At 60.9% G+C, this 14168-nt stretch carries 11 protein-coding genes; 8 read left to right on the forward strand and 3 right to left on the reverse strand.

The window, feature by feature from the left end; translation table 11 throughout:
• Positions 1–51: 51 nt before the first annotated feature.
• The 4 genes from RCAS_RS01910 (at position 52) to RCAS_RS01925 (ending at position 6980) form a co-directional block, all read left to right on the forward strand.
• Positions 52–1128 (forward strand): LCP family protein, encoded by a 1077-nt coding sequence (locus tag RCAS_RS01910; RefSeq protein WP_232280127.1) that lies wholly within the window; start codon positions 52–54, stop codon positions 1126–1128.
• Positions 1129–1139: 11 nt separating this feature from the next.
• A complete protein-coding gene (gene murJ / locus RCAS_RS01915; protein WP_011997906.1) occupies positions 1140–2699 on the forward strand; it encodes a murein biosynthesis integral membrane protein MurJ in 1560 nt (519 codons plus the stop codon).
• A 304-nt stretch (positions 2700–3003) separates the two neighbouring features.
• Positions 3004–4011, forward strand: coding sequence for a bile acid:sodium symporter family protein (locus RCAS_RS01920; protein ID WP_011997907.1), 1008 nt, complete (start codon positions 3004–3006; stop codon positions 4009–4011).
• Between the two features lie 221 nt (positions 4012–4232).
• Positions 4233–6980 (forward strand): cation-translocating P-type ATPase, encoded by a 2748-nt coding sequence (locus tag RCAS_RS01925; protein WP_011997908.1) that lies wholly within the window; start codon positions 4233–4235, stop codon positions 6978–6980.
• Between the two features lie 141 nt (positions 6981–7121).
• Here RCAS_RS01925 and RCAS_RS01930 read toward each other — a convergent pair whose 3' ends face one another.
• Both RCAS_RS01930 and RCAS_RS01935 read right to left on the reverse strand, forming a co-directional pair.
• Positions 7122–8219, reverse strand: coding sequence for an STAS domain-containing protein (locus RCAS_RS01930; RefSeq protein WP_011997909.1), 1098 nt, complete (start codon positions 8217–8219; stop codon positions 7122–7124).
• Positions 8220–8565: 346 nt separating this feature from the next.
• On the reverse strand, positions 8566–8991 hold the full coding sequence (locus RCAS_RS01935; protein ID WP_011997910.1) for a response regulator: 426 nt from the start codon (positions 8989–8991) through the stop codon (positions 8566–8568).
• 210 nt (positions 8992–9201) lie between these two features.
• Here RCAS_RS01935 and RCAS_RS01940 point away from each other — a divergent pair, with 210 nt between their 5' ends.
• The 4 genes from RCAS_RS01940 (at position 9202) to RCAS_RS24730 (ending at position 12121) form a co-directional block, all read left to right on the forward strand.
• A complete protein-coding gene (locus RCAS_RS01940; RefSeq protein WP_157042504.1) occupies positions 9202–10122 on the forward strand; it encodes a glycosyltransferase family 2 protein in 921 nt (306 codons plus the stop codon).
• Positions 10119–10922 (forward strand): glycosyltransferase family 2 protein, encoded by an 804-nt coding sequence (locus RCAS_RS01945; RefSeq protein ID WP_011997912.1) that lies wholly within the window; start codon positions 10119–10121, stop codon positions 10920–10922. The genes RCAS_RS01940 and RCAS_RS01945 overlap by 4 nt, the downstream gene beginning before the upstream one ends.
• A 13-nt stretch (positions 10923–10935) precedes the next feature.
• Positions 10936–11892, forward strand: coding sequence for a glycosyltransferase family 2 protein (locus RCAS_RS01950; RefSeq protein ID WP_232280128.1), 957 nt, complete (start codon positions 10936–10938; stop codon positions 11890–11892).
• Positions 11893–11962: 70 nt separating this feature from the next.
• Positions 11963–12121: a hypothetical protein gene (locus tag RCAS_RS24730; protein ID WP_157042505.1), complete on the forward strand. Its 159-nt coding sequence runs from the start codon at positions 11963–11965 to the stop codon at positions 12119–12121.
• Between the two features lie 34 nt (positions 12122–12155).
• On the opposite strand, the gene RCAS_RS24735 is transcribed toward RCAS_RS24730, so the two are convergent.
• Positions 12156–12302: a hypothetical protein gene (locus tag RCAS_RS24735; RefSeq protein WP_157042506.1), complete on the reverse strand. Its 147-nt coding sequence runs from the start codon at positions 12300–12302 to the stop codon at positions 12156–12158.
• Positions 12303–14168 lie beyond the last annotated feature (1866 nt).

Here is a 14168-nt window from a genome sequence, read left to right on the forward strand (position 1 = left end):
TGCAAATATGTGGTATAGTAGCAGAGGGAACGTCTGAAGATCAGCGGAGTTGTGCGCTTGATACGTCACCACGGTGTGCGTCGTCGTTTTGTTCTCACGCTATTGGGCATGATGGCGCTGACCGGAATTATCGCCATCGCCCGCCTCGGCTTCGAATGGAAACAGGCGCTCGACGATGTGGACGCAATGATCGTGACGCCCGTCGTCCTTGCGCCGACCCCTGAACCGATGCTCAGCACGTCGGTTCCTGCCGATGCGCCGGTGAATCCTCTACCGCTATTGCCAACCGTCGCTCCAACAATGGCGCCTGAGAATGATGATCCGGTCAATATTCTGCTCCTCGGCGCCGATGCGCGCGTTGGCGAAGAGATCAGCCGTACCGATGCCATCATTCTGCTCCATATCAATCCGCGCACCGGTCGCGTCAGTATGCTGTCGTTCCCGCGCGATCTGATGGTCGATACGCCGGGATTTGGGCGACGGAAAATTAATTCGGTCTATCTGCTTGGCGAGACCCGTCTTGGCAAAGGGTATGGCGCTGCTTTGTTAAAGCAAACCGTCTCTGATCTGGTCGGCGTTCCGGTCCATCACTTTGCGCTGATCAACTTCGAGGGGTTTCGCCGTGTTATCGACTTGGTCGGCGGTATTTCCATCGATGTGCCCAAAGTGATCGATGATCCGCGCTATCCGGTGGATGCGTTCCCCGGCGATGTGCGCACGATGCAGGTGCGCTTCGAACCGGGGACACAGTGGATGGATGGTGAACGCGCCCTGATCTATGCGCGCACACGCCATGCCGATAGCGACTTCGGGCGGAATCAACGTCAGCAACAGGTGCTGCTGGCGCTGGTCGAACGTGTGCGTGAACGTGGGCTGATTTCGCAGATCAACAAGATCGACGACTATACCAGCGCCCTGCGCGACTATGTGCGCACCGACGTGCCACGCAGCGAGATGATCCGCCTGGCGCGCGCTGCAAGCCGCATGGACCTCGATAATATTCAGCGGTATGCGATCGACTCGAAGATGATTATCACGCTGGGCAGCCCCGATACGTTTGCGGCTGATCCTAAAGCCTTGCGCGAAGTCGTTGACCGCATGATCGCCGGAGGCGCCCCCACGCCATAGGAATGAAAAGCATGTCCGGCGCTTCGGGTGCGGTTGTTCGCCGCGTCGCAACCGCCGCACTCCTGATCGCGGCTGGCAATATCGCCAGTCGTCTGATTGGCGTCGTGCGCGAAGCGGTCATTGCTGGTCTCTTCGGGCGCGGCGCAGATGTCGCCGCCTTTACCGCCGCCTCCGCCGTTCCCACGATTGTCTACGATCTCCTGGTTAATGGCGCGATCAGCGCGGCGCTCGTGCCGGTGTTCAGCGCCTACGCCGAGGAGGACGAAACTGCTTTCTGGCGTGTCGCCGCGACCGTCATCAATCTGGCGTTGGGATCAATCGCCCTGACCGTCGGGTTTCTTATCTGGCAAACGCCAACGGTTGTGATGCTGCTGGCAGGCGGGTTTGAGCCGGAACTGCGCGAACTGACTATCGTGATGACCCGTCTGCTCCTGCCGTCGGTCTTCTTTATGGGTCTTTCGGGATTGATCACCGCGCTGCTCTATGCGCGGCAGCGGTTCCTCCTTCCGGCATTTACCACCAGTATCTTCAATCTGGGAATCATCCTTGGCGCGGTTCTGCTGCAAGCATGGCTCGGTCCGCTTAGCCTGGTCGTTGGCGTGCTGCTTGGCTCGGTCTTGCAAGTGGCGCTGCAACTTCCCGGTCTCCGTGATGCGACGCATGTGCCGTTCCTGACGTTTGACCTTGCGCATCCCGGTGTGCGCCGGATTCTCGCGCTTTATGCGCCGGTTGCGCTGGGGATCGGTTTCTCAATCGCTGGTATTGTCATTGATCGCAATCTGGCGTCGCGCCTGACGCCGGATGCCATCCCGACGATGCGCTATGCTACGGCGCTCATCCAGTTCCCCCTCGGTCTGGTTGCCGCAGCCGTGTCGTTCGCTGTGCTTCCGACCCTTTCGCGTCAGGCGAGCGCCGGTGATGAAGCGGCGTTTCGCGTCACTCTGGCGATGGGGATCAAGGTCGTACTGCTGCTCATCCTCCCGGCGACCGCCGCTCTCGCGGCGCTGGGGGCGCCGGTCGTCGCGCTGCTTTATCAGCGCGGCGCCTTTGGCGGCGAGGATACACAGGCGACCGCACGCGCCTTGCTGCTCTACCTGCCTGGATTGCCCGCAGCCGCGCTCGATCAGATGATCTTGTTTGCGTTCTATGCGCGCCAGCGTACTCTGACGCCGAATCTGGTGCAGGGGGCGGCCATCCTGATCTACGCGGCGACTGCGCTGCCGCTGCTGATGTGGACGCCGCTGGGGGTGGCGGCGCTCATTCTGGCGAATTCGGCGCAGTGGATCGGGCATGCGCTGATCCTCTACCTCCTCTCGCAGCGCCTGGTGGATCTCGGTGGTCTGCGCATCGGCGAAACCTTCTGGAAATGTCTGATCGCCTGCATAGCGCTCTTTTGTGTGGCATGGTGGCTGGGCAATGCGCTTGCGTTCGCCGGTCCGCTGGCGGTATTGCTGGGCGCAGGTGGGCTTGGAACGCTGACATATGCCGGTGTCTGCCTGGCGCTGCGCGTCGAGGCGCTCGACTTCCTGATAACCACCCTGCGACAGCGGGGATTCTTCCCTACCGCATAAAGGAACTCCTCCGCTTTTCCTTTCCCGCGCCGCATCCTAAGATGTGCCCATCTTTCTCCTCGCTTCTGGGGTGGTTCCAGGTAACAACCATTTCTATACCTTCTCTGCGCTCGCCTTTTGGCAATGCGCATGTACCGGCGCGGTCGAGCGCGAACCTTGCTCGAAGCGCCGGTTCTGGCGCCGATCTGCGTGTGAGTTTGCGCACTGCCGGGATGGTGTCGTTATCGGAACGAGCGTGATGTCAGAAGCGGGGAAGGTGGCGGACGTCTGAGTTGGGAAATCGATAACAACCTGAGAGGAGCGCATGGAACAGAACATCATCACCGGAGTGTTTCTGCCAATCGCAATCGCCATCATCATGTGGGGCATGGGTCTGTCGCTGGTTGTGGATGATTTTCGGCGGGTGTTGTTCTACCCAAAAGCGGTCGCCATCGGTCTATTCGGTCAGTTGGTTGTCTTGCCGCTGGTTGGCTTCTTCATCGCCTCGACGTTCAATCTTCCGCCTGAGTATGCCGTCGGATTGATGATTGTCGCGCTGTGCCCCGGCGGTCCGACGTCGAACCTGATTTCGTTCCTCTCGCGCGGTGATGTGGCGCTGTCGGTGACGCTGACGGCAATATCGAATACGGTGACGGTCATCACGATTCCGCCGCTGGTCAACTGGATGCTGTTTCACTTCATGGGACAGGGAACAACGCTCCAGTTGCCGTTTGTGCAGACCGTCGTGCAGATTGCGCTATTGACAATTGTTCCAGTTGCGCTCGGGATGTGGATGCGGGCAAAACGCCCTGAGTTCGCCGCTGAAGCCGATTTTCCGGTGAAGGTTGCATCGGTGGCGCTGCTGGTTCTGGTGATCCTGGCGGCGATCATCCGCGAGCGGGCGATCATCGTCCAGGCATTCATTGATGTCGGTCCGGCGACGTTGATGTTGAGCGCCGTAAGCATGCTGCTTGGCTTTACCATCGCTGCAATCATGCGTCTCAACTGGTCGCAGCGCATCACCAGCGGCATTGAGGTCGGCATCCAGAATGGAACCCTGGCGATTGCGCTGGCGTCGGGCGCAACATTCCTCAACAACCCCGCCATGGCTATCCCGCCGGCGATCTATAGCCTGGTGATGTTCGGCACGGCTGCGGCGTTCGGGTTCTTTGTCAATGCGCGGATCGGGCGCCGACAGTGCGCATGCTGCCTTGATCGTTTCCGCCTTGATATCTTCGACCTGAACCGGACGAAGGGCGAGCGCGACAGCGAGATTCCGGCAACTGCCGCAACCGTGCCATCCGGGCGCGTCCAAACCTCGACCGGTTTCTGAGTTGTGAACATGTGATAACCAGGGGATATGGCAAGCGCCTCTTGACGTGGTGCGCACTCCCGACTATACTCTAGTCGTAGATGGGGAGTAGCAACCGGATTGTCCGGATCAGGCAGTCGTCACCACGGAAAGGAATTTCCCGGCTGCCTGAACGAAACCGCAAGACCATCGCAGCAAGCGATGGTCTTTTTCTGTTGGTGGGCAGAGAAGGGAGCATGGGCATGAAATCGTCGACTGTACAATCGGATATCAAACCGCAGACGTCCCCCCTAACGCACGGAGATGCGGCGCCGGAGAACTCCTGGCATGCGTACCCTATCGATGAAGTTTTTGCTCTGCTCGATAGCAAACCGGACGGATTGAGCAGCGACGAGTCCCGGAAGCGTCTGGAGCAGTATGGTCCGAATGAACTTCAGGCGGCGCGGCGCATCTCGCCTTGGGAGATTCTGCTCGAACAGTTCAAGAATGTTCTGATCATCATTCTGCTGATTGCGACGGCGATTTCGTTCTTTTTGGGTCATGGCGTCGAGTCGATTGTCATTGCCATTATCGTTCTCTTTGCCGTGCTTCTGGGGTTTATCCAGGAATACCGCGCTGAGCGCGCCATCGAGGCGTTGCAGCAAATGGCGGCGCCCACTGCCACTGTGTTGCGCGATGGAAAAGAGATGCGCATTCCTGCGCGCGATCTGGTTCCCGGCGATGTCATTCTTCTGCACACCGGCGATCGAGTGCCGGCGGATGCGCGTTTGATCGAGGCGATTAATTTGCAAATCGAGGAAGCCGCACTGACCGGCGAGTCGGTTCCGGTCGAGAAGCATATCGATCCGCTGGGGCGCGATAACCTGCCGCTCGGAGACCGCAGGAATATGGCATATGCCGGCACGTCGGTGACGTATGGACGTGGGAAGGCGCTGATCGTCGCCACCGGCATGCGCACCGAGTTTGGCAAAATTGCGCAGATGCTCCAGACGGTCGAGACGGTGCGCACACCGCTTCAGCAGAACCTGGATCGGGTCGGCGGAGTGCTGGCGCGCGCGGCGTTTGTGGTTGTGGCGCTCATCGTGGCGCTTGGGTTGCTGCGCGGGCAACCGATCATCGATATGCTGATCTTTGGTATCGCGCTGGCAGTGGCAGTCGTACCGGAAGCGCTTCCAGCCGTTGTCACGATTTCGCTGGCGATTGGCGTGCAGAAAATGGCGAAACGCCATGCCCTCATCCGTCGTCTGCCGGCGGTTGAAACGCTGGGCAGCACCTCGGTGATCTGCACCGATAAAACCGGCACGTTGACCAAAGATGAGATGACCGTTCGCCAGATCGTTACGGGCGAACAATGTTTTACCGTCTCAGGCGCCGGGTACGCGCCCGAAGGCGAGTTCCTTCTCGATGATCATCCGGTTTCGCCGCCGGAGCCGCTCGCGCTCACCCTGACGGCTGCGGTTCTCGCGTCTGATGCGCGCCTGATCCGGAAAGAAGATGGCGGTTGGGACATCAAAGGTGATCCGACGGAAGGCGCGCTCATCGTCGCGGCTGCCAAAGCGGGCTTATGGAAGGAGACCCTCGACGCTGCGAATCCACGCATCCACGAAATCCCGTTTTCGTCCGAAACCAAGCGCATGACGACGCTCCACCGGGGAGCGGATGGCGTGACCGCGTATGCAAAAGGAGCGCCGGAAGTCATTCTGGAAGGGTGCGTTTCTGTCATGACCGCCGATGGCATGCACCTGCTAGACGATGCCAGGCGTGAGCAGATTCTGCGTCAGGCGCAGGAGATGGCGAGCCAGGCGATGCGGGTGCTGGGTATTGCGTTCAAACCGGGCGCCACGCCGGATGATGCAGAAACCGGTATGACCTTCCTGGGTCTTGTGGGCATGATCGATCCGCCCCGTCCAGAAGCGAAAGGCGCGATTGCCACCTGTATCGAAGCCGGCATCCGGCCGGTCATGATCACCGGCGATCATCCATTGACAGCGCAGGCGATTGCGCGGGAGTTGCGCCTGCTTGATGGCGGGCGCGTTGTGACCGGCGCTGAACTAGAAGCCATGTCGGATGAGCGGTTGAAGCGTGAGGTGCAAAATATCAGCGTCTATGCGCGCGTCTCACCGTCGCACAAACTGCGGGTGGTGACTGCATGGCAGTCGAACGGGCATGTGGTCGCTATGACCGGTGATGGCGTCAACGATGCGCCGGCGCTCAAGCGAGCCGATATCGGTGTAGCGATGGGCGTCACCGGCACCGATGTGACCAAAGAAGCCGCAGCGATGACCCTCACCGACGATAACTTTGCCTCGATCGTGGCAGCCGTGGAAGAGGGGCGCGGCGTCTTCAGTAACATCAAGAAATACCTGATGTATCTGCTCTCGTCCAATATCGGCGAAATCGGACTGATGGCAGGCGCTTCGTTCCTTGGACTGCCGTTGCCGCTTTCGGCGGTGCAGATCCTATACGTCAACCTGGCGACCGATGGGTTGCCCGCGTTGGCGTTGGCAGTCGATCCGCCAGAAGCCGACCTCATGAAGCGCAAGCCGCGCAATCCCCGCACTGGCATCTTTACCCGCCCGGTCGTCACATTGATGGTGCTTGGCGGCGTCTGGTCGGCGATTATCAACCTGGCGCTCTTCGCATGGGCGCTGAATTCGGGGCGCGGATTGGAACAGGCGATGACCATGACGTTTGTCTCGCTGGTGTTGATCCAGTTCTTCAAAGCCTACAACTTTCGATCTGATCGGAATTCGGTGTGGAAGAAGCCGTTTGCCAACAAGTGGCTCAATCTGGCAATTATCTGGGAGTTGGCGCTGCTCTCGCTGATCGTGTATCTGCCGTTTCTGCACGATGCCTTTGGAACGTATGCACTGCCGTTGACCGACTGGTTGATCGTTGCCGGGCTGGCCGTGACCGTCGTGCCGGTACTGGAACTTGCCAAGTGGATGGTGCGCAAGGGATGGTTTGGACTCATTGATCCTGACGAGTGAGGGGGTGATTGGCAAAGCGGACGATGATGCTCGCCTGTGCGCGACTGATTTTTGTACCTTTCGGATGGATAGGACCCTATATTTAGGATTCTATCCACAGTTATTCACAAAATGTGGATAACTGTGACAATATGATGACGGTTACCGTTCAACCAGGCGCATGGTCGCGCTCTCGAGCGCCGACCCAAGGTCGCTAAAGACGCTGACATCACGCAACAGAATGCCAAGCCCGACAATCGTCTGCGCCACTTCGGGGCGCACGCCAACGATGAACACCTCGGCGCCGAGCAGGCGCAACCCCTGGATCAGACCGGCGAGTCCCTGAGCGGCATGGGTATCGATGACCGGTACGCCGGTAACGTCCAGAATGAGCAGACGCGCCCGCGCCCGCTCGACGCGCTGAAATGCCTGGGTCTGCAACTGGTGCAATCGCTCACTGTCGAGCGCGCCGATGAGCGGCGCAACCAGCACATCGCGACCGACCGGCAGGATGGGCAGGCTGAGTTCACGGATCACCTCGCGCTGTGCGGTGATTTCGTTCAGCAATTGCTCTTGTTGGGCGGAACGCTCCTCCAGTTCCTGCACCATCTGCTGTAAGGTTTCGGTTTGCAACTGAACGCGCAGATCAAGTTCGTCGTTCAGTCTTTGCAGCGCCTGCGCCGATTGATCGGCGCGTTGCGCCTCGGCGTGCAGGCGGCGCCGGAGGCGTTCGTGACCGACGCTAATAAGCGCGCCGATCAGCGCGGTAAAGATGCAGGTCAATCCGGTTACGACAAAGAGCGCATTGCGCAGCAGCACACTCTCAGGCGGCGGCAGCGTTCCCGCGACAACTCCCATTCCCGCCAGAACGCCGATGAGCGAGACCACGATCCCGGTCGGGTGCAGCGCAGCAGTTGCAACAAGCAGCGGTACCGGGAATAAGACCGGGATAACGAACTGGTCCTCATTGAGAAGCGCAGAACCGGTTGTGCCTGCGATTGCCATGCCGACCATAATGCTGCCTGCAAGGTTGACACGTCCGCTGCGCGCCAGGATGATCACGCCGGTTTGCACGGCGAGGCTGACAGCAATGGGGATGATGACGCGCAACGAGAGCACACCTGTGAAGGCGGAATAGGTGGCGAGCAGAATGGTGAGAAGACTCAAACCTGATGCCAGCAGGATAACATTCCGCCCTCTCCGTTGCGTATCCTCGTCGGGGTGGCGCACATCGATCAGTCGTGAAAGGAGCGCGCGCATAACCGGATTCCTCTCGGCAAAACAAGCGGGTGAGACGCCTTGCGCATACCGCTCGCAGTCGCCTGAGTATTACTCATTGTATTGGTCTTGGATGCGGAGTGAGCGGCAGCGTCGCCTTAATATTGGAGCAATCATACCATGCGTGGTCAATAAGAGGAAACGGGAAGCGCAGCACGGGATGCTTTCAGATACGACCGTTGTGTATACTCGAACCGGACCTTCTGGTAATAGGACGGAGGAGCGGTTAGCGCCACCTCCATCCATCATCCATCGGTGAAGAAGAAACACCTCGGCGGAATCGGCGCCGGCATTCTGGACATCCGGCCAACTGACCGGTTTGCGATGACTAAGATTCCCTTTCCGATGCTCGAATGCGCCATAATATCGGACCGGCGCTGCGCATGGTCGGTTGCTTGATAAACGGATCGAGCACTGCATGGAGCGTGTCGGCGTCAATCGGTTTTTGCAGATAGCCGCTCACCATGTGCAGTCGGGCAATCACCGGAAGGTCAGGATGGGCGGATATGAAGATAATCGGCGGCAAAGGAGCGCCACGCGCGCGTAACCGGCGCACAATGTCGCCGCCGCTGAAGGTCGTCAGTTCGTAGTCGAGAATGATCAGATCGAACGATATTTGCCGCGTCAGGCTGAGCGCGGCGCTGCCGTCGCCTGCGGGAATGATCTGAAGGTGATCGTAGCAGGCATTGAGCAATTCGCAGAAAGAGTTGCGAAAGACGCGATTGTCGTCAACAACGAGGACATTGATAGGCATCGGGGTCTTGCTCTCTTTCGCATCGCTATGTTTGTTGATTTCTATAATAACCGGTTGTCGGCGCCAATATATTACCGGGGCAGGTGTGATGGCTTCTGCACTCCCGCCTGATGTTCCTGTAACCTGTGACCATATCACGCTCTTGTCGATAATGATTTGCGCGCTGTGCCTTCCCCTGCTACACTACGCGCCGCAATGAAAAGTGTCGGTGTGGCTCTCGTGTCATTCAATACCCGCGATCTGCTCGCGGCATGCCTGGAATCGCTCCAGGCATGCTTGCTGCCGTTGCACGTCGTGGTGGTCGATAACGCTTCCGCTGATGGCAGCGCGGCATTGGTGCGCACCCGCTTTCCGCACGTCGTGCTCATCGAGGCGGGGCGCAACCTGGGGTTCGCTGCTGCGACCAATCTGGCGATCCAGACATTGCGCCGCGAGCATCCGGCGCTTGAGTATGTGCTGTTGCTCAATCCTGATACGGTTGTTCGGAAAGGCGCGATTGAGACGCTGGTTGCGTTCCTCGATGCCCACCCGCGGGTGGGCATCGTCGCACCGAGATTGCTGAACCCTGATGGAACGCTTCAACCGGCGGCGTTTCGCTTTCCGACGCTGATGATGACGTTGCTCGATCTTTTTCCGCCAGGTGAAGTGTTGCCGGGACGCCTGTACAACTCCTGGTGGCATGGTCGATATCCGCAGGAACAGTCCGGCGATGCTCCCTTCCCGATTGATCATCCGCTCGGCGCATGTATGCTCGTCCGTTGTGCGGTGATCGATCAGGTAGGTCTGCTCGACGAGGGGTATTTCATGTACGTTGAGGAGGTCGACTGGTGTTATCGGGTGCGGCGCGCGGGTTGGGCGATCTGGCAGGCGCCTGATGCTCGGGTGGTGCATGTCGGCGGCGCTGCGACCGGTCAGTTCCGCGCACGGATGCTGACGGCGCTGTATGCGAGCCGATTGCGCTTCTTTCGCACACACTACGGCGAACGCGCGGCGCGCCTGCACACGACGATCATCCGCACCGGCATGCTGCGACTGATGCTGTGCGCCTGGCGCGACTATGCCAGACGCGCTATTGGGCGCGATGAATTGCGGTCACGATTGTGGGCGTATGGGAGTGTGTTGCGTCTATGACCTCTCCACGCGCGGAACCGATTGCTGCGCTGTCGGTTGCGATCATCGCCAGCAATGAGGAGCGTCACATCGGCGATGCGCTTAGTAGTGTCGTCAATCTTGCCAGTGAGATCGTTGCTGTGATCGATAGCCGTTCGCGCGATGCGACGGCGGCGATTTGTCAGGACTATGGCGCGCGAGTGTATGTCGAGCCGTGGCGCGGTTTCCCGGCACAGCGCAACCGCGCGCTTGATCTGTGTGCGGGTGCGTGGGTGCTCTTCCTCGATGCCGATGAACGGGTGATGCCCGACCTGGCGGACGAAATACGTGCAGTGCTGACCGGCGGCACAGACCGGGCAGGGTTCTGGATTCCGCGCCACAATCTGTTCTTCGGGCGGCGTTTGCAGGGTGGCGGATGGTACCCCGATGAGCAGTTGCGCCTGATGCGCCGGGATCGCGCGCGCTACAACGAGGCGCGCCTGGTGCATGAATTTGCGATGCTCGACGGACCGACGGACAGGATGCGAGGGCATTTGTTGCATCTGAACATCGAACGCATCGACGAGTTGTGGCGCAAGCAACGCTCTTACGCCATCCAGGAAGCGCAGACGCTCTTCCTGGATGGCGCACCGGTGCGCTGGCGGTCGTTCATCGGCGCTCCCGCGCGAGAGTTCTACCGGCGTTTCGTTACGCTGCACGGCTACCGCGATGGCGCACTTGGTCTGTTCCTGTGCGCGACGATGGCGTACTTCGAGGTGGTGAAGCATGTTCACCTCAAAGGGTTGACGCCATGCAGACGCGATCTTTCTCTGCGGCGCTGAAGGTTCCCTTCTGGTGCAACAACCAATGCTTGCGATTATCATCGTCTCCTGGAATGTTCGTGATCTTCTTGAACGGTGTATCACGACAGTTCATGCATCGCTTGCCGGGTCTGGCATCGCATATCGGATCACCGTTGTCGATAATGCTTCGACCGACAGAACATTCGCTATGCTGCGCACCCGCCATCCCAATGTTGAAGTGATCGATGCCGGGCGCAACCTGGGGTTCGCCGGCGGCAATAATCTGGCGTTGCGTCGGGTCTTGTCGCGGAATGGTTCGCGCGTCCGGTACGTGCTGTTGCTCAACCCTGACACTGAGGTGATTGGTGATGCAATCCCGACGCTGGTGCGCTATCTGGAGGAGCATCCTGATGTGGTGGTGGTGGGACCGCGATTGCGGTATTCAGATGGAACGGTGCAGTCAAGTCGGCGACGTTTCCCGACGCCTGGTGTTCTGTTCTGGGAGAGCACTCCGCTCGAATGGCGCTGGTTGAATAATCCGTGGGTGCGACGCTACCGTTGCATGGACACACCGGATGACCGGGAACAGACGGTCGACTGGCTGGTAGGAGCGGCGCTGCTGGTGCGGCGCTCGGCGATTGATCGTGTCGGTCTGCTCGATGCCAGTTTTGTGATGTATTCTGAGGAACTGGAATGGCAGCAGCGCCTGCATGCCTGCGGTCGCATCGTTTACCTGCCTGCTGCCGAGATCATGCATCACGAAGGGAAAAGCAGCACGCAGGTTCCGACCTGGCGGTTGATGACGTTCCACCGGAGCCGGTTGCGGTATGCGCGAATGCGATATGGGGATCATCTGGCAACAGGATTGTATATATTCCTGATGGCAGTGTATGGCGCGGAACTATTCGTCGAGGCGGGGAAGTGGCTGTTGGGGCATCGGCGCGATCTTCGGCGGCAACGGATTGGCGGGTATGTGGCGTTTCTGCGGGGGTTAGGGGTGAGGGATTAGCGATCCGCAGGGTTGTGCTGTCGCGCGTCAGCACAATGCCGCTGCGCTCAGGAATCTCGGCGCTCAGGCGTTGGTCCTGGAAGAAACCGGTCAACCGCGCGTCAAAGTCCGCAAGGTCGATGGCGCGGGCAACGATCCGGCTCCGGGCGTCCTGATGCAGCATGGTGGGGCGCGCCAGCCCGAAGAGCGCGGTCCGGTCGGCAGCGCTCAGGCGGGTCCGAATCGCTGAGGTCTTCCAGACGCGGGGAGCCGGCCAGCTTGGCTCACACGGTCGTCAGCAACGGCGGCACGAGTGGATCGTGCTTGCCACGACGTTTGCGCGGATCGACGCGCGGTGCGAGGGGCTTGGAAAGCGCGGTCCGGCGAAACGCAAAGGGCGTCGTGTCGGGCAGGTCGAATGCGAAGGGCATCGTGCACTGCGAACACCTCGTTTATCAGATATGGTTGTGTGGTGTCTCATTGTAGGGGCGCCCAATCTGCGGGGTCCGCCTGTGGGGTCCGCCCGGTAGGGGCGCCCGTGCTATGTCGAGGACCGGATTCGGGGCGGTCACGGGAGCCTGCCCCTCCTCGACCGACAATGCCCAGTCTCTCGCCCTTCACCGCTCGCCCCGCTCACCGCTCCACAAATGCGAGATAAATCTCGCGCTACGCCATGGTCGGGTCCCGCGCGCCTCGCGCCTCGCGCCTCACGCCCTTCACGCTCCACAAATGCGAGATAAATCTCGCGCTACGCCATGGTCGGGTCCCGCGCGCCTCGCGCCTCGCGCCTCACGCCCTTCACGCTCCACAAATGCGAGATAAATCTCGCGCTACGCCATGGTCGGGTCCCGCGCGCCTCGCGCCTCGCGCCTCACGCCTCACGCCCTTCACCGCTCCACAAATGCGAGATAAATCTCGCGCTACGCCATGGTCGGGTCCCGCGCGCCTCGCGCCTCGCGCCTCACGCCTCGCGCCTCGCGCCTCACGCCCTTCACCGCTCCACAAATGCGAGATAAATCTCGCGCTACGCCATGGTCGGGTCCCGCGCGCCTCGCGCCTCGCGCCTCGCGCCTCGCGCCTCACGCCTCGCGCCTCGCGCCCTTCACCGCTCCACAAATGCGAGATAAATCTCGCGCTACGCCATGGTCGGGTCCCGCGCGCCTCGCGCCTCGCGCCTCACGCCTCACGCCCTTCACGCTCCACAAATGCGAGATAAATCTCGCGCTACGCCATGGTCGGGTCCCGCGCGCCTCGCGCCTCGCGCCTCGCGCCTCACGCCCTTCACGCTCCACAAATGCGAGATAAATCTCGCGCTACGCCATGGTCGGGTCCCGCGCGCCTCGCGCCTCGCGCCTCGCGCCTCGCTCGCCTCACGCCCTTCACCGCTCACCGCTCCACAAATGCGAGATAAATCTCGCGCTACGCCATGGTCGGGTCCCGCGCGCCTCGCGCCTCGCGCCTCGCGCCCTTCACCGCTCCACAAATGCGAGAGAAATCTCGCGCGACGCCATGGTCGGGTCCCGCGCGCCTCGCGCCTCGCGCCTCACGCCCTTCACCGCTCACCGCTCCACAAATGCGAGAGAAATCTCGCGCGACGCCATGGTCGGGTCCCGCGCGCCTCGCGCCTCACGCCTCACGCCCTTCACCGCTCACCGCTCCACAAATGCGAGAGAAATCTCGCGCGACGCCATGGTCGGGTCCCGCGCGCCTCGCGCCTCGCGCCTCACGCCTCACGCCCTTCACGCTCCACAAATGCGAGATAAATCTCGCGCGACGCCATGGTCGGGTCCCGCGCGCCTCGCGCCTCGCGCCTCGCGCCTCACGCCCTTCACGCTCCACAAATGCGAGATAAATCTCGCGCGACGCCATGGTCGGGTCCCGCGCGCCTCGCGCCTCGCGCCTCGCGCCTCACGCCCTTCACGCTCCACAAATGCGAGATAAATCTCGCGCGACGCCATGGTCGGGTCCCGCGCGCCTCGCGCCTCGCGCCTCGCGCCTCACGCCCTTCACGCTCCACAAATGCGAGATAAATCTCGCGCGACGCCATGGTCGGGTCCCGCGCGCCTCGCGCCTCGCGCCTCACGCCTCGCGCCTCGCGCCTCACGCCCTTCACCGCTCCACAAATGCGAGATAAATCTCGCGCTACGCCATGGTCGGGTCCCGCGCGCCTCGCGCCTCGCGCCTCGCGCCTCGCGCCTCACGCCTCGCGCCTCGCGCCCTTCACCGCTCCACAAATGCGAGATAAATCTCGCGCTACGCCATGGTCGGGTCCCGCGCGCCTCACGCCTCACGCCCTT

Origin of the sequence: Roseiflexus castenholzii DSM 13941, assembly GCF_000017805.1 — a bacterium.
GTDB classification, from domain to species: Bacteria; Chloroflexota; Chloroflexia; order Chloroflexales; family Roseiflexaceae; genus Roseiflexus; species Roseiflexus castenholzii.